We start from the raw sequence: 16,379 nt of genomic DNA, 5'->3' as shown, positions 1-16,379 counted from the left end.
CTTCTTCGTATGTGCGACACGTAAAAGAGGCGAGATCTCCATGACCACCACCAAGGCCGACAAGGACGACAAGAGCGATCACGGCAAAGGCGCGGGGCGCTTTCTGCTGAAGCTTTCCGGTGAGGCGTTCGCCGGTGGCGGGGGGCTGGGCGTCGACCCCGACGTGGTGCACAAAATCGCCCGAGAGGTGGCCGCCGTCGTCCGCGGTGGTGCCCAGATCGCCGTCGTCATCGGCGGCGGCAACTTCTTCCGCGGCGCCGAATTGCAGCAGCGCGGCATGGACCGGGCCCGCTCCGACTACATGGGCATGCTCGGTACGGTCATGAACTGCCTTGCCCTTCAGGATTTCCTGGAGAAGGAGGGCATCGACTCGCGCGTCCAGACCGCCATCACCATGGGGCAGGTCGCGGAGCCGTACATCCCGCTGCGTGCCGTACGCCACCTGGAGAAGGGCCGCGTGGTCATCTTCGGCGCCGGTATGGGCATGCCGTACTTCTCCACCGACACCACCGCCGCCCAGCGCGCCCTGGAGATCGACGCCGAAGCCCTCCTGATGGGCAAGAACGGTGTGGACGGGGTCTACGACTCCGATCCGAAGACCAACTCCGAGGCCGTCAAGTTCGACTCGCTCAGCTATGGCGAGGTCATCACGCGGGACCTGAAGGTCGCCGACATGACGGCCATCACGCTCTGCCGGGACAACAAGCTGCCCATCCTGGTCTTCGAGCTTCTGGCGGAGGGCAATATCGCGCGCGCCGTCAAGGGTGAGAAGATCGGCACTCTCGTGGGTGATCAGGGCAGCCGGGCCTGACAGGCGCAGTCCCTGCCAGGAGGACGGACCCTGACCGGGGGATGGACAATGTCCTGCCGGTCGGGAACCGTGCAGTAATAAGACGCGACGCAGCCGGCTGCCGACCCCGACCAGGAACAGCTGCCGGGCCTACTCAAGACACGCAGGAGCAAGTGGTGATCGAAGAGACCCTCCTCGAGGCCGAGGAGAAGATGGAGAAGGCCGTCGTGGTCGCCAAGGAGGACTTCGCCGCGATCCGCACCGGTCGTGCGCACCCGGCGATGTTCAACAAGATCGTGGCCGACTACTACGGCGCACTGACGCCGATCAACCAGCTCGCCTCGTTCTCGGTGCCGGAACCGCGTATGGCCGTGGTGACCCCGTTCGACAAGAGCGCGTTGCGCAACATCGAGCAGGCGATCCGCGACTCCGACCTGGGCGTCAACCCGAGCAACGACGGCAATATCATTCGGGTGGTGTTCCCCGAGCTGACCGAGGAGCGCCGCAGGGACTACATCAAGGTCGCCAAGACCAAGGGCGAGGACGCCAAGGTGTCGATCCGGTCCGTCCGCCGCAAGGCCAAGGACGCCATCGACAAGATGATCAAGGATGGCGAGGTCGGCGAGGACGAGGGCCGCCGTGCGGAGAAGGAGCTCGACGACACCACCGCGAAGTACGTCGCCCAGGTGGACGAGCTGCTCAAGCACAAGGAATCAGAGCTGCTCGAGGTCTGATGAACGACTCTTCCTGGGGGGCGCCGCCACAAGCCGGGTACTGGGGGCCGTCCGACCAGGGGCCCGCTCAGGGGGCTGCCCCGGCGGGTCCCGCGTACGACACGCACAACGCCCAGCAGACTCGCCCCATGCCCATCGTGCCCGACGTACCCGCGCATGGCGGAGACCAGGATGACGACCGGGGGGCCGCCGTGTCGGGTGGCCCCCTGTTCCGCGACGAGACGCCGTCGACGCCGCCGCACCGGGCCCCGTCGCACCACCAGCCCCAACCCCAGCACCAACCGCATCCTCAGCCTCAGTCGCAGGAGCCCATGTCCAGCGCCTCAGAGCCGGCGTCCGCACCGCAGAAGAAGAACGCGGGCCGCGACCTGGGCGCTGCCATAGGAGTCGGCGTCGCGCTCGGCGCGGTGATCGTCGTATCGCTGTTCGTCGTCAAGGCCGTCTTCGTCGGCGTCATAGCGGTCGCCGTCGTGGTCGGCCTGTGGGAGCTGACCTCGCGGCTCCAGGAGCGCAAGAGCATCAAGGCACCTCTCGTGCCGCTCGCGCTCGGCGGTGCCGCGATGGTCGTCGCCGGATACGTACGGGGCGCAGAGGGCGCCTGGGTGGCGATGGCGCTCACCGCACTCGCCGTCCTCGTCTGGCGCATGACGGAACCTCCCGACGGCTACCTCAAGGACGTCACGGCGGGCGTTTTCGCGGCCTTCTACATCCCGTTTCTGGCCACGTTCGTGGCGATGATGCTCACCGCCGACGACGGTGCGAAGCGGGTCCTCACGTTCCTGGCGCTGGCCGTGGTGAGTGACACAGGCGCGTACGCCGTCGGCTGGCGCTTCGGCAAGCACAAGCTGGCCCCGCGCATCAGTCCTGGCAAGACCCGCGAGGGCCTGCTCGGCGCGGTCGCCTTCGCCATGGTGGCGGGCGCACTGTTCATGCAGTTCCTGATCGAGGACGGCACCTGGTGGCAGGGCCTGCTCATGGGCCTCGCGGTCGCGGTCACCGCCACCCTGGGCGACCTCGGCGAGTCCATGATCAAGCGGGACCTCGGCATCAAGGACATGGGGACACTGCTGCCGGGGCATGGCGGCATCATGGATCGCTTGGATTCGCTGCTGCCTACGGCGCCCGTGGTGTGGCTGCTGATGGTGATCTTCGTCGGTTCTGGGTGACCCTTGTGTATCGCTGCTGACCTGCACATTCATACGTGAGGGGCTCGTTGTCCACAGGTGGCGAGCCCCTCTTCGTATGTCTGCGACACTTGTATGGCCATGCCTAAGCCCGGAGAACTCACTTTCGTCGCCCCCCGCGCAGCCAAGAAGCCGCCGCGGCACCTTGCCGATCTCTCGCCAGCCGAGCGCAAGGAAGCCGTTGCCGCGATCGGTGAGAAGCCGTTTCGTGCCAAGCAGCTCTCGCAGCACTACTTCGCGCGGTACGCGCACGATCCGGAGCAGTGGACCGACATTCCCGCCGGTTCGCGCACCAAGCTTCAGGAAGCGCTGCTTCCCGAACTGATGGCGGTCGTACGGCATCTGTCGACCGACCAGGACACCACCCGCAAGACCCTGTGGCGGCTCTTCGACGGGACGCTCGTCGAGTCCGTGCTGATGCGCTACCCGGACCGGGTCACCATGTGCATCAGCTCGCAGGCGGGCTGCGGCATGAACTGTCCCTTCTGCGCCACCGGACAGGCCGGGCTCGACCGGAACCTGTCGACCGCCGAGATCGTGCACCAGATCGTGGATGGGATGCGGGCCCTGCGCGACGGGGAGATTCCCGGAGGGCCGGCCCGGCTCTCCAACATCGTCTTCATGGGCATGGGCGAGCCCCTCGCCAACTACAAGCGCGTCATCGGCGCGATACGGGCGCTCACCGACCCCGAGCCGGACGGGCTCGGGCTGTCGCAGCGCGGCATCACCGTATCGACCGTCGGACTGGTCCCCGCCATCCACCGGTTCGCCGACGAGGGCTTCAAGTGCCGGCTCGCCATCTCGCTGCACGCGCCGGACGACGAACTGCGCGACACCCTCGTACCCGTCAACACCCGGTGGAAAGTGCGGGAAGTCCTCGACGCCGGATGGGAGTACGCGGCCAGGTCCGGGCGTCGGCTGTCCATCGAGTACGCGCTGATCCGGGACATCAACGACCAGGCGTGGCGCGGCGACCGGCTCGGCCGACTGCTCAAGGGCAAGCCGGTGCACGTCAACCTGATCCCGCTGAACCCGACGCCCGGCTCCAAGTGGACCGCCTCCCGGCCCGAGGACGAGAAGGCCTTCATCGAGGCGATCGCCGCGCACGGAGTGCCGGTCACCGTCCGGGACACCCGTGGCCAGGAGATCGACGGGGCCTGCGGACAACTCGCCGCGACCGAACGGTAGCCAGGAGCCGTCGAGCTGTCGCGAAATGGCGGGCTGTACTCTTGCCCCGTACGTACACCTACATATTCCGACAGGGGAGCGCCACAGCGCTGAGAGTGCGGTAGCAGACCGCAGACCCTCTGAACCTTGCCCAGGTCATTCTGGGTAGGAAGTTCGGTCATTACTCAAGCTGTTGCGCCCTGCCCGGGAACTCAGAGGTTCCCGGGCAGGGCCGCGTCTCTTCCTGGTAACCCAGGAGGGATCCAGTGAGCACCAAGAAGTTCGTGGCCATGGCCGTCGGGCTCGGTCTGGTCACGCTGTCCGCTTGCACATCGTCCGACTCCGGGGACGGGGAAGGGGCCTCGGAGTCCAAGACCGTCACCCTCGTCAGCCATGACTCGTGGGCGGCGTCCAAGAGTGTGATCAGCGACTTCGAGAAGCAGTCCGGCTACCAGGTGAAGGTCCTCAAGGACGGGGACGCGGGCCAGGCCCTCAACAAGGCGATCCTCACCAAGGACAATCCGCAGGGAGATGTCCTCTACGGCGTCGACAACACCCTGCTGTCCCGGGCGTTCGACAACGACCTCTTCCAGTCGTACGAGGCCAAGGACTCCGATCTGCTGCCCCTGGAGTACCGGATCGACCAGCAGAAGAAGCGGGTCACGCCCGTCGACTTCGGCGACATCTGCGTCAACTACGACAAGGCCTACTTCGAAGAGAACAACCTGACCCCGCCGGAGTCCTTCGACGACCTCGTCAAACCCGAGTACAAGGACCTCCTCGTCACCGAGAACGCCTCCACCTCCTCGCCCGGCCTCGGCTTCCTGCTGGGTACGGCCGCAAAGTACGGCGGTGGGGGCACCTCCCGCTCGAGCGAAGCCGAGAGTGGGGGAGGCTGGCAGGACTACTGGACGAAGCTCAAGGCCAACGGCGTGAAGGTCGTCGACGGCTGGGAGCAGGCCTACAACGAGGAGTTCTCCGGGTCCGCCGCCGGCAAGAAGGCGAAGGGGGACCGGCCGCTCGTCGTCTCCTACGCCTCCTCTCCGCCCGCCGAGGTCGTCTTCGCCGACCCCAAGCCGGACACCGCACCGACCGGCGTCGCCTACGGCACCTGCTTCCGGCAGGTCGAGTACGCGGGGCTGCTCAGCAACGCCAAGAACGCCAAGGGCGGCAAGGCCCTCATCGACTTCCTCATCTCGAAGAAGTTCCAGGCCGACATGCCGCTCAACATGTTCGTGTACCCGATGCGCGAGGACGCGCAGATCCCCGAGGAGATCACGAAGTACGGCGCCCCGGCGGAGGACTACGAGACCATGGCGCCCAAGGACATCGCCAAGAACCGTGACCAGTGGGTCAAGTCGTGGACGTCGCTCGTACTGAAGTAAGGGCCGGACGCTCCAGGACACCGGCTCCCGGGAAGAGCGCGGCGCAGCTTGGGCTCATGGCCCTGCCCGTCGCGTTCTTCGCGGTCTTCTTCGCCTACCCCGTCGCGGCCATTGTGGCCCGTGGCCTGAAGGTCGACGGGGCCTGGCAGTTCGGGCGGCTCGGCGAGGTGCTCGCGCAGCCGGACATCCGGCACGTCCTGTGGTTCACGACCTGGCAGGCGCTCGTCTCGACCGCGCTCACACTGCTGATCGCACTCCCCGGCGCATACGTCTTCGCGCGCTTCGATTTCAGGGGCAAGCAGCTGCTGCGGGCCGTCATCACCGTCCCGTTCGTGCTGCCGACGGTCGTCGTCGGGACCGCCTTCCTGGCGCTGGTCGGACGTGGCGGACTCCTCGACGAGCTGTGGGGCGTACGCCTCGACACCACCGTCTGGGCCATCCTGCTCGCGCATGTCTTCTTCAACTACGCCGTCGTCGTACGCACCGTCGGCGGCCTCTGGTCGCAACTCGACCCGCGTCAGGAGGAGGCCGCACGGGTCCTCGGCGCCTCACGGTTCGCGGCCTGGCGCAAGGTCACGCTCCCTGCCCTGGGCCCGGCCGTGGCCGCCGCCGCGCTGATGGTCTTCCTCTTCACCTTCACCTCCTTCGGTGTGGTGCAGATCCTCGGCGGGCCCACCTTCGCCACCCTCGAAGTCGAGATCTACCGGCAGACCTCGGAGATCTTCGACCTCTCCACCGCCGCCGTGCTCACCATGATCCAGTTCGTGGCGGTGGGCGCGATCCTCGCGGTCCACGCGTGGACCGTACGCCGCCGGGAGACGGCCCTGCGCCTGGTCGACGCCTCCGTGACCGCGCGCCGGCCGCGCGGCGCCGGGCAGTGGACGCTGCTCGCCGCCGTCCTCGGCACCGCCGCACTACTGCTCGTACTGCCACTGGCCGTGCTGGTCCAACGCTCGCTGGACGCACCTGGGTTCGCGTACTACAAGGCGCTGACCAGCGGCGAGAGCGAGGTCTTCCTCGTCCCGCCCATCGAGGCAGTCGGCAATTCACTCCAGTACGCCCTCGCCGCCACCGCCCTCGCCCTGCTGATCGGCGGACTCGCGGCCGCCGCGCTCGCCCGGCGGGACGCCGGCCGTCTCGTACGGGGCTTCGACGCGCTGCTCATGCTCCCGCTCGGCGTGTCCGCGGTGACCGTCGGCTTCGGCTTCCTGATCGCGCTCGACGAGCCGCCGCTGGACCTGAGAAGCAGCTGGATCCTGGTGCCGCTGGCCCAGGCGCTGGTCGGTGTCCCCTTCGTCGTACGGACCATGCTGCCCGTCCTCCGCGCCGTGGACGTACGGCTGCGTGAGGCGGCGGCCGTGCTCGGGGCCTCGCCATGGCGGGTGTGGCGTGAGGTCGATCTGCCGATGGTGCGGCGCGCCCTGCTGATCGCGGCCGGGTTCGCCTTCGCCGTGTCGCTGGGCGAGTTCGGCGCGACCGTGTTCATCGCGCGGCCCGACAACCCGACGCTGCCGGTCGCCGTGGCCCGCCTCCTCGGGCGCGCCGGCGAGCTCAACTACGGCCAGGCGATGGCCCTTTCGACGATCTTGATGGTGGTGTGCGCAGTGGCCCTGCTCATGCTCGAACGCGTCCGCACCGACCGGACGGGGGAGTTCTGACGATGGCCAAGCGCGATGCGGTCGACAGGCGCGATGCGATCCACAAGCAGAACGCGATCCACAAGCGGGACGCGAGCGACAAGCGGGACGGCAAGCTCACGCAGGACGCGAAGCTCACGCAGGCATCGATGCTCACGCTCGATGAGGCGACCGTACGGTTCGGACGGGGCACCGCCCTCGATGCCGTCGGCCTCGACGTCGCCGAGCACGAGATCGTGTGCGTGCTCGGGCCCAGCGGGAGCGGCAAGTCCACGCTGCTACGGGCGGTCGCGGGGCTGCAACACCTCGACTCCGGGCGGGTGTTCCTGGACGGCCGCGACCTCGGCGGTGTCCCCGCGCACAAGCGGGGCGTCGGCCTGATGTTCCAGGACCACCAACTGTTCCCGCAGCGCGACGTGGGCGGCAACGTGGCCTTCGGACTGCGGATGCACGGGGCGTCGAAGGCACAACAAGACGTACGGGTACGGGAGTTGCTGGAGCTCGTCGGCCTGCCGGGAGCCGCGTCCAGGGCCATCGCCTCCCTCTCCGGAGGCGAGCAGCAGCGTGTAGCCCTCGCCCGGGCCCTCGCCCCGCGCCCCCGGCTGCTCATGCTCGACGAACCGCTCGGCCAGCTCGACCGCTCCCTGCGCGAACGGCTCGTCGTCGAACTCCGCGAACTCTTCGCTGAGTTGGGCACCACCGTGCTCGCGGTCACCCACGACCAGGGCGAGGCGTTCGCGCTCGCCGACCGCGTCGTGGTGATGCGCGACGGGCGGATCGCCCAGTCCGGCACGCCACTTGAAGTGTGGCAGCGGCCGGCGGACGCGTTCGTGGCCCGCTTCCTCGGCTTCGAGAACGTGACCGGCGACGCGAGCGTCAGCGGGGAGGCCGCGGACACGCCGTGGGGCAAGGTCCCGGTGCCCGCCGGTGCCCCGCAGGGCGAGGTCACGCTGCTGATCAGGCCCGCGGGCGTACGGCTCGTACCGCCGGCGGAGGGGTTGCGCTGCACGGTCGCGGCGCGCACGTTCCGCGGCACGCATGTCTCGGTACATCTGCAGCCGGAGGCCGCGCCGCGCCTGGAGGCGGCGTGCGCGCTGCGGGATGCGCCGGAGGCCGGGGACGAGGTCGGGGTGGCCTTCGACGCGGCGGAAATTGTCGTGCTGGACCAGGATCAGGCCACCTAGGGTGCGGGCATGACGCAACTCGGAGTCGATCTCGGACATGACCGCTACTGCGACGAAATCGTCGCGCAGACCGCGCTGTTGAGGGAGCACCTGAAGGACGCTGATCTCGCAGTCACGGTCCCGACCTGTCCGGACTGGACCCTGCGGGAACTCGCCGTGCACGTGGGCGGCGCACACCGCTGGGTCGAGCACATCGTGCGTACGGGGGCGACCGAGGAGGTCCAGGACTCCCAGGTGCCCGACTTCGCGGGGCCCGAGCACGACGACCCCGCCGCTCTCGACGCCTGGCTGGCCGAGGGCGCCGAGAAGACCGCCGCGACCCTGCGCACCGCCGGGCCCGAGGCCGCCGCCTGGACCTGGTCCTGGGAGCGGACGGCCGGTTTCTGGGCGCGGCGTATGACGCTGGAGACGGTGATCCACCGCGCGGACGCGGCGATCGCGGCGGGTGCGCCCTACGAGCTCGCGCCCGAGCTGGCTGCCGACGCGATCGACGAGTGGCTGCAGATCGTCCGGTACGCGCAGCAGGTGATGCCGCAACACGCGGCGAGCGAACTCCGCGGCTCACGCCGCAGCATCCACCTCCACGCAACCGACACCCCGGCCGAGTTGAACGCCGAATGGTTCATCCAGCTCACGGAGGACGGCGTGACCTGGCGCCGCGACCACGAGAAAGCGACAGTCGCGCTACGCGGGCCACTCACCGACGTACTGCTCGCCTTCTACCGGCGACTCCCGCTGGACGGAGGGAAGTTGGAGGTCCTGGGAGAGCCGGGGCTACTGGGGTTCTGGCTGGAGCGAGCCACGTTCGAGTGACGGGTCCGGCCCGCCCTACCCCCTGGCTTCAGCCCACGCTTGTCTCAGCCAGCCGGACCAATGCCTCCGGTGCCTCCTCGACGTGGTCCACAAGCGCGATCCGCGGCTCCATCGAGCGGTTCCTGGCCAGCGACTGGAGCAGTGGCCACACCGGCAGCCGCTCCGTCCAGTGGGCGCGGTCGACCAGGACCATGGGGGTCGGCTCGCCGCGGGACTCGTAGTAGTTCGGTGTTGCGTTGTCGAAGACCTCCTGTACGGTGCCGGCGGCGCCCGGCAGGAAGACGACGCCCGCGTTCGAGCGGGCCAGCAGACCGTCTTCGCGGGTGGCGTTGGCGAAGTACTTGGCGATGTGGGAGGCGAAGGCGTTCGGCGGCTCATGGCCGTAGAACCAGGTGGGGATCCCGACCGAGTGGTTGCCCTTCGGCCAGCGCTCGCGCACCTCGAAGGCGGACCGTGCCCATTCGGTGATCGAGGGCGTGAACGAGGGTGCCTTGCCCAGGAGTTGGCAGGCCTCCTGGAGCATCGCGTCCTCGTACGGAGCCGCGTACGCGCCCAGGTTCGCCGCCTCCATGGCGCCCGGACCGCCGCCCGTCGCCACCGTGAAGCCGGCCCGTGCCAGCGCGCGCCCGAGCCGAGCCGCGCCCTCGTACGTCTCCGTGCCGCGGCGCATCGCATGGCCGCCCATCACACCCACCACCCGTGTCCCGCGCAGCAGTTCGTCGAGGGCGTCGGAGACGGAGTCGTCGTGGACGGAGCGCAGCATCGACGCGTAGACGTCGCCGTCGGCCTTGGTCTGCTGGAACCAGGTGTAGGCGAGGGCGTCCGGCGTCGCCTCGTACCCCTTGTCGAGCGAGGCGAACAGCTCACCGGGCGTGTAGACATGACCGCGGTACGGGTCGAAGGGCAGGTCCGGGACCGGCGGGAAGACCAGGGCGCCGGCGGCGCGGACCTTCGCCGCCGCCTCCTCGCGCATCGGGCAGCCGAGGAAGACGGCCCCCGCGGTGTCGGTGGTGAGCAACTCCCGCGTACGGTCCGTCAGATCAATGGCCTGGACGCGGAACCCGGCGAGAGTCCCGCGCGCGGAGACGATCGCGTCGAACTCTTCGAGGGTCTCGATCTCGTTGTCTTGGTGGTGGGCCGCATGGGCGGGCATAGTCTGCACCCGCCCATGCTAGGAGTGGCCGCGTAAGCAATGCGTTGTGCCCTGGACCTCAGCCCTGGACGGCCGCCGGGTCCATCCACATGATCTCCCAGGTGTGGCCGTCCGGGTCGTCGAAGGCGCGGCCGTACATGAAGCCGTGGTCCTGCGTCTCGCCCGACGGGGAACCGCCCGCCGCCAGCGCCTTGTCGACCAGCTCGTCGACCTTCTCGCGGCTCTCGGCGCTCAGCGCCAGCAGCACCTCGCTGGTCTTCGTGGAGTCCGCGATCTCCTTCTTCGTGAAGTCCGCGTAGCGCTGCTTGTCCATGATCATCGCGACGATCGTGTCGCTGATGACGATGCTCGCGCAGTGCTCGTCGGAGAACTGCTCGTTGATCCCATAACCGAGCGCCGTGAAGAACTTCTTCGAGACGTCGAGGTCGTTGACGGCGAGGTTCACGAAGATCATCTGCTGGTACATGGCGGTCTCTCCCCTTTTGTACGGTCAAGTTGTCGTTCGCAGGGTTAGACCAGAGCCTCGCCGAAAACTCATCGGCTGTCCTGAACTTTTTTCGTACGGAGGATCAGTCGGTCAGCGGCACAGCCGCCAGCCCTGCGATCGCCCAGGTCAGCGGGCCGAGGACGGCGAGCAGCGCGCCCGCGCGAAGTGCGGCGGCGCCGCGCAGCAGGGCGGCGGGGGCGCCGAGCCCCAGCAGTGCCGCCGTGGTGTCGGCACGGTTCTGCCTGGCCTCGACCGCGGCCGTCAGCAGCGTCCCGACGGCACAGCCCGCCACGATCAGCACGCCCAGCACGGTGAGCGGCCCGATCTCGGGGCGCGCGTCGGCATAGAGCGCGGCCATGGCGTACGCCCCCGATGCCACCGCGCACACCACGCCGAGCGGCCGGCCGATGCGCCCCGCCTCCTCCATGAGGATGCGCCCGGCCAGCAGCCGCACCGCGCCCGGCCGCACCGCCTGGAGCAACCGGCCGCTCAGGTGGGTCAGCGCTGGGCCCGCCATCGCCAGGCCCAGTGTGGCAAGCACCCAGCCGATGAGGACACCGGCGGAGCCGCCCGCCTGAAGACCGGGCAGGGCGGGACCGGACGCGGGGCCGCTGCGACTCGCGTACGTCTCGACGGCGAGCCCGGCCGCGAGCACCGCCACACCCCAGGGCAGGCCGGTGGGAGTGGGGCCGGGAGCGGGGTACGGGTGCTCGGGCGGGCCGGGGTCGTCCGGGTGAGCGTCACTGAGCGCGGAGCCGTCGGCTTCGGTGGCGGCTGCCTGTGCGCCGGTCCCGAAGGCCGTACGAGCGCCGGACTGCCGGCCTCCGCGCGGGCGCAGGGACAGCGCGCTCGCCACGGACGCGGCGATCGGTACCAGCGCCAGCAGGGTTAGTGTGGCCGCGAGGGGCAACGGCCGGTTCCCGGCGAGCAGTTCGGCGGCCTCGCCGTCGAAGGGCAGACCGCTCAGATCGCCGCGCAGATGCAGCACGCAGAGCAGGGCGATCAGCGAACCGAGCGTGCAGGAAACCGCCGTGGAGATCGCCGCGAGCAGCATCAGCCGGGCCGGTCCCAGGCCGATCGCGAAGAGGCCGGGCCGGGGACGGGTGGCCGGGTCGGTACGGGCCACCGCCACCGCGAACTGCACGGTGGCGGCGAGCGGCGCGAGACACCACGCGAGCCGGATGACCGCGTCCGAGGACTCATGCGGGTGCCCCATGGCGAACCCCAGGGTGCACAGGAGCAGGAAGCCCGTGCCCGCCGACGCCACCGCCACCAGGAACCGGCGCAGTTGGACGGCGGGCCGGGCGCCCCGGGCTAGGCGGAGAGCGAGCACGCGGCCCGGCCTTCCGACTCGGTCTCGGCGGCCGGAGGCAGATGGACGGTGTTCACGCGCCGCCCGTCGAGCAGCGACACCCTGCGGTCGGCGAGGGCCGCGGTGTCCGCGTCGTGCGTGGCCAGCACGACCGTGATGCCGTGTGAACGGGCCGCCGTCGTGAGCGTGCGCAGCACATTGGCGCGGTCGACGCGATGCAGCGGGGCGGTCGGCTCGTCGGCGAAGAGCACGGTCGGCGCGGGAACCAGCGCACGGGCGATGGCGACGCGCTGACGCTCGGCCTGGAGCAGGGCGTACGGGCGGCGGCGGGCACAACCGCCGATGTCCAGGCGCTCCAGCCACTCCAGGGCGGTGGTCTTGGCCTCGCGGCGCCCTACGCCGCGCAGCATCAGCGGCAGTGCGGCGTTCTCCCAGGCGTTCAGCTCGGGTACCAGGACGGGTGCCGGGTCGATCCAGCCGAAACGGTCGCGGCGCAGGCGTTCGCGGGTGTGCGGGCCCATGGTGTGCACGGGCGTGCTGTTGAACCAGACCTCACCCTGCTGCGGCAGGAGTTGCCCCGACAGGCATCTCAGCAGTGTGGTCTTGCCGCTGCCGCGCGGGCCGCCGACGGCGAGGATCTCGCCCACGCGGACCCCGAGCGAGACGCCGCTGAGCGCGGGGGAGCCGTTGTGCTTGACATGCAGAGCACGTGCCCAGAGCACGTCGTTGTCCGGCGGAGCCACCATGGGCGTACACCTCGGTTCGGATCAGAAATGCCGCGGAATCCCCCCGGACCGGGAGGAAGTCCCCCCGTCCGGGGGAACGAAGGCGGAGCCGATCGGTCACTGGGCACGCTAGGGATTCGACGCCGGGAGGCCGGACGTACGCGGCCCCGGTGCCGCCCAATCTCACTCGAACGGGCGGCAACGGGGCCGGTGTTGATCATCCCAAAGGAAGATCAGAGCTGATCGGAGCCGGGGTTCAGAACCCGGTCTCAGCCGCAGTCTCAGAGCTGGGTCCAGGCCTCCGTCAGCACCTGGCGGACGATCGACTCGATCTCGTCGAACGTCGACTGGTCCGAGATCAGCGGCGGCGAGAGCTGCACCACCGGGTCACCGCGGTCGTCGGCGCGGCAGTAAAGACCGTACTCGAAGAGCTTTTTGGAGACGTAGCCGTACAGGATCCGCTCCGACTCCTCGTCCGTGAAGCTCTCCTTGGTGGCCTTGTCCTTCACCAGCTCGATGCCGTAGAAGAAGCCGTTGCCGCGGACGTCGCCGACGATCGGCAGGTCGTGCAGCTTCTGGAGGGTCGTCAGGAACGCGTTCTCGTTGTCGAGTACGTGCTGGTTGAGCTTCTCGCGCTCGAACAGGTCGAGGTTGGCGAGGGCCACCGCGGCGGAGACGGGATGGCCGCCGAAGGTGTAGCCGTGCAGGAAGGTGTTGTCGCCCTTGTAGAAGGGCTCGGCTATGCGGTCCGAGATGATGCAGGCGCCTATGGGGGAGTAGCCCGAGGTCATGCCCTTGGCGCAGGTGATCATGTCCGGGACGTAACCGAACTTGTCGCAGGCGAACATCGTGCCTAGCCGGCCGAAGGCGCAGATGACCTCGTCGGAGACGAGCAGCACGTCGTACTGGTCGCAGATCTCGCGGACCCGCTGGAAGTAGCCGGGCGGCGGCGGGAAGCAGCCGCCCGCGTTCTGCACCGGCTCCAGGAAGACGGCCGCGATCGTCTCCGGGCCCTCGAAGAGGATCTGCTGCTCGATCTGGTCGGCGGCCCAGCGGCCGAAGGCCTCCGGGTCGTCGCCGTGGATCGGTGCGCGGTAGATGTTGGTGTTCGGGACCTTGTGGGCGCCCGGGACCAGCGGCTCGAACGGGGCCTTCAGGGCGGGCAGTCCGGTGATGGACAGGGCGCCCTGCGGGGTGCCGTGGTAGGCGACCGCGCGGGAGATGACCTTGTACTTGGTGTACTGCCCGCGCAGCTTCCAGTACTGCTTGGCGAGCTTCCAGGCGGTCTCGACCGCCTCGCCGCCGCCCGTGGTGAAGAAGACCTTGTTCAGATCACCGGGGGCGTGGCCGGCGAGGCGCTCGGCCAGCTCGATCGCCTTGGGGTGGGCGTACGACCAGACCGGGAAGAAGGCCAGTTCCTGCGCCTGCTTGGCGGCGGTCTCGGCCAGTTCCACCCGGCCGTGCCCGGCCTGGACCACGAACAGGCCCGCGAGACCGTCGAGGTAGCGCTTGCCCTTGTCGTCGTAGATGTAGGTGCCCTCGCCCCGGACGATGGTGGGGACGGGCGCGTTCTCGTACGAGGACATGCGGGTGAAGTGCATCCACAGGTGGTCGTACGCGGTTCGGCTGAGGTCCTTTTCGGTCACGGCTATCGGGTTCCCCACATGTAGGTCTGCTTCTTGAGTTTCAGGTAGACGAAGCTCTCGGTGGAGCGCACGCCGGGAAGGGCCCGGATGCGTTTGTTGATGACATCCAGCAGGTGGTCGTCGTCCTCGCAGACGATCTCGGCGAGGAGGTCGAAGGAGCCGGCGGTCATCACCACGTACTCGACTTCCGGCATGTCGCTCAGCGCGTCGGCCACGATCTCCGTGTCGCCCTCGACGTTCATGCCGACCATCGCCTGCCGGCGGAAACCCACGGTGAGCGGGTCCGTGACGGCGACGATCTGCATCACGCCCTGGTCGAGCAGCTTCTGGACGCGCTGGCGGACGGCCGCCTCCGAGAGGCCGACCGCCTTGCCGATCGCGGCGTACGGCCGCCGGCCGTCTTCCTGGAGCTGCTCGATGATGGCGAGGGAGACGGAGTCCAGCGGGGGAGTGCTGTTCCCCGACCGGGTTTCCTGGGAGCCCTTCGGCCCTGTGCTGCGACTGACCACGTGCTCACTGTGCATGAGACATCGGCAGTTCCGCAAGGTTCGATCGATGAAATTCGTTGTTTACATGGCTGGCAATTGCGGATTTCGCAGTTCTGGGCCGATCGGGGGTGTTGAAAACGTGGAGCCTCGGACTAGGCTGGGTGTCTCAAGGAATGGACACCCGACAGGAGGGCCGGCAGTGAGCACTGAGCTGCGTCGTCTGCGCAACTACATCGACGGAGAGTTCCGCGATGCCGCCGATGGACGGACCACCGAGGTGGTCAACCCCGCGACGGGCGAGGCGTACGCCACCGCGCCGCTGTCCGGGCAGGCGGACGTCGACGCCGCGATGGCCGCCGCGGCCGCGGCCTTCCCGGCCTGGCGGGACCTGGTCCCGGCCGAGCGCCAGAAGGCCCTCCTCAAGATCGCGGACGCCTTCGAGGAGCGGGCCGAGGAACTCATCGCCGCGGAGGTGGAGAACACCGGCAAGCCGATCGGGCTGACCCGGTCCGAAGAGATCCCGCCCATGGTCGACCAGATCCGCTTCTTCGCGGGTGCCGCCCGGATGCTCGAGGGCCGCGCGGCCGGGGAGTACATGGACGGCCTGACCTCCATCGTCCGCCGCGAGCCCGTCGGTGTCTGTGCGCAGGTCGCGCCCTGGAACTACCCGATGATGATGGCCGTATGGAAGTTCGCCCCGGCGCTCGCCGCGGGCAACACCGTGGTGCTGAAGCCGTCCGACACCACCCCCGCCTCGACCGTCCTCATGGCCGAGATCATCGGCTCGATCGTCCCGAAGGGCGTCTTCAACGTCATCTGCGGCGACCGTGACACCGGCCGGCTGATGGTCGAGCACCCGACCCCCGCCATGGCCTCGATCACCGGTTCCGTACGGGCCGGCATGCAGGTCGCCGAGTCCGCCTCCAAGGACCTCAAGCGCGTCCACCTGGAGCTGGGCGGCAAGGCGCCGGTCGTGGTCTTCGAGGACACCGACATCGCCAAGGCCGTCGAGGACATCTCCGTCGCGGGCTTCTTCAACGCGGGCCAGGACTGTACGGCCGCCACCCGCGTCCTCGTCCAGGAGTCCATCCACGACGAGTTCGTGGCCGCGCTCGCCAAGGCCGCCGCCGACACGAAGACGGGCCAGCCGGACGACGAGGACGTGCTGTACGGGCCGCTGAACAACCCCAACCAGCTCAAGCAGGTCAGCGGCTTCATCGAGCGGCTGCCCGCCCACGCGCGCGTGGAGACCGGCGGCAAACGCGTCGGCGACAAGGGCTTCTTCTACGCCCCGACCGTCGTCTCCGGCCTCAAGCAGGACGACGAGATCATCCAGAAGGAGGTCTTCGGGCCGGTCATCACCGTCCAGTCCTTCACGGACGAGAACCAGGCCCTCGAGTGGGCCAACGGCGTCGAGTACGCGCTGGCCTCCTCGGTCTGGACGAAGGACCACGGGCGGGCGATGCGCATGTCCAAGGCCCTCGACTTCGGCTGCGTCTGGATCAACACGCACATCCCGCTGGTCGCGGAGATGCCGCACGGCGGCTTCAAGAAGTCGGGTTACGGCAAGGACCTGTCGTCGTACGGCTTCGACGACTACACGCGGATCAAGCACGTGATGACGTCGCTGGGCTGATCCCACGACGAGCTGAGCGGTGCGGGCCTGCGCTGGAC

The 16,379-nt window shown here is 68.9% G+C and carries 15 protein-coding genes; 9 read left to right on the top strand and 6 right to left on the bottom strand.

Translation table 11 applies throughout. The features are described 5' to 3' along the window. Positions 1-40 precede the first annotated feature (40 nt). From pyrH to OHT21_RS12505, 8 genes are all read left to right on the top strand, one after another. Positions 41-811 (top strand): UMP kinase, encoded by a 771-nt coding sequence (gene pyrH / locus OHT21_RS12540; protein ID WP_328768351.1) that lies wholly within the window; start codon positions 41-43, stop codon positions 809-811. Between the two features lie 155 nt (positions 812-966). Continuing rightward, the gene (gene frr, locus OHT21_RS12535; RefSeq protein ID WP_033321128.1) at positions 967-1,524 is read left to right on the top strand and encodes a ribosome recycling factor; all 558 of its coding nucleotides are present in this window, start codon (positions 967-969) and stop codon (positions 1,522-1,524) included. Continuing rightward, positions 1,524-2,690, top strand: a complete 1,167-nt coding sequence (locus OHT21_RS12530; RefSeq protein WP_328768350.1) for a phosphatidate cytidylyltransferase — start codon at positions 1,524-1,526, stop codon at positions 2,688-2,690. Before frr ends, OHT21_RS12530 begins: the two co-directional genes overlap by 1 nt. A gap of 99 nt (positions 2,691-2,789) precedes the next feature. After that, positions 2,790-3,896 (top strand): 23S rRNA (adenine(2503)-C(2))-methyltransferase RlmN, encoded by a 1,107-nt coding sequence (rlmN, locus tag OHT21_RS12525; protein WP_328768349.1) that lies wholly within the window; start codon positions 2,790-2,792, stop codon positions 3,894-3,896. 269 nt (positions 3,897-4,165) lie between these two features. Continuing rightward, positions 4,166-5,260: a thiamine ABC transporter substrate-binding protein gene (locus OHT21_RS12520; RefSeq protein ID WP_328774060.1), complete on the top strand. Its 1,095-nt coding sequence runs from the start codon at positions 4,166-4,168 to the stop codon at positions 5,258-5,260. After that, complete coding sequence (locus tag OHT21_RS12515; protein ID WP_443050354.1) at positions 5,236-6,918, top strand: ABC transporter permease; 1,683 nt, start codon at positions 5,236-5,238, stop codon at positions 6,916-6,918. Before OHT21_RS12520 ends, OHT21_RS12515 begins: the two co-directional genes overlap by 25 nt. 128 nt (positions 6,919-7,046) lie before the next feature. After that, positions 7,047-8,081: an ABC transporter ATP-binding protein gene (locus OHT21_RS12510; RefSeq protein WP_328774059.1), complete on the top strand. Its 1,035-nt coding sequence runs from the start codon at positions 7,047-7,049 to the stop codon at positions 8,079-8,081. A 9-nt stretch (positions 8,082-8,090) separates the two neighbouring features. Next, complete coding sequence (locus OHT21_RS12505; protein WP_328768346.1) at positions 8,091-8,894, top strand: maleylpyruvate isomerase family mycothiol-dependent enzyme; 804 nt, start codon at positions 8,091-8,093, stop codon at positions 8,892-8,894. A gap of 28 nt (positions 8,895-8,922) precedes the next feature. Here OHT21_RS12505 and OHT21_RS12500 read toward each other — a convergent pair whose 3' ends face one another. The 6 genes from OHT21_RS12500 to OHT21_RS12475 all read right to left on the bottom strand — a co-directional run bounded on the left by OHT21_RS12500 (position 8,923) and on the right by OHT21_RS12475 (position 14,741). Continuing rightward, entirely contained in the window at positions 8,923-10,056 is a 1,134-nt protein-coding gene (locus tag OHT21_RS12500) for an LOG family protein (RefSeq protein WP_328768345.1), read from the bottom strand. 49 nt (positions 10,057-10,105) lie between these two features. Further along, positions 10,106-10,513: a VOC family protein gene (locus OHT21_RS12495; RefSeq protein ID WP_328768344.1), complete on the bottom strand. Its 408-nt coding sequence runs from the start codon at positions 10,511-10,513 to the stop codon at positions 10,106-10,108. 103 nt (positions 10,514-10,616) lie between these two features. After that, positions 10,617-11,867 carry a hypothetical protein gene (locus tag OHT21_RS12490; RefSeq protein WP_328768343.1) on the bottom strand — a complete coding sequence of 417 codons (1,251 nt, stop codon included), beginning with the start codon at positions 11,865-11,867 and terminating at the stop codon, positions 10,617-10,619. Continuing rightward, positions 11,849-12,592: an ABC transporter ATP-binding protein gene (locus OHT21_RS12485; RefSeq protein ID WP_328768342.1), complete on the bottom strand. Its 744-nt coding sequence runs from the start codon at positions 12,590-12,592 to the stop codon at positions 11,849-11,851. The genes OHT21_RS12490 and OHT21_RS12485 overlap by 19 nt, the downstream gene beginning before the upstream one ends. A gap of 260 nt (positions 12,593-12,852) precedes the next feature. Continuing rightward, positions 12,853-14,235 carry an aspartate aminotransferase family protein gene (locus tag OHT21_RS12480; RefSeq protein WP_328768341.1) on the bottom strand — a complete coding sequence of 461 codons (1,383 nt, stop codon included), beginning with the start codon at positions 14,233-14,235 and terminating at the stop codon, positions 12,853-12,855. Then, entirely contained in the window at positions 14,220-14,741 is a 522-nt protein-coding gene (locus tag OHT21_RS12475) for an Lrp/AsnC family transcriptional regulator (protein WP_328768340.1), read from the bottom strand. The genes OHT21_RS12480 and OHT21_RS12475 overlap by 16 nt, the downstream gene beginning before the upstream one ends. A 163-nt stretch (positions 14,742-14,904) precedes the next feature. Here OHT21_RS12475 and OHT21_RS12470 point away from each other — a divergent pair, with 163 nt between their 5' ends. Then, positions 14,905-16,341, top strand: a complete 1,437-nt coding sequence (locus OHT21_RS12470; RefSeq protein ID WP_328768339.1) for a gamma-aminobutyraldehyde dehydrogenase — start codon at positions 14,905-14,907, stop codon at positions 16,339-16,341. The last annotated feature ends 38 nt before the right edge of the window (positions 16,342-16,379 follow it).

Origin of the sequence: Streptomyces sp. NBC_00286 (genome assembly GCF_036173125.1) — a bacterium.
Classification (GTDB): Bacteria; Actinomycetota; Actinomycetes; order Streptomycetales; family Streptomycetaceae; genus Streptomyces.
The sequence above is the reverse complement of the archived record's forward strand: the minus strand, read 5'-3'. Positions and strand labels throughout refer to the sequence as shown.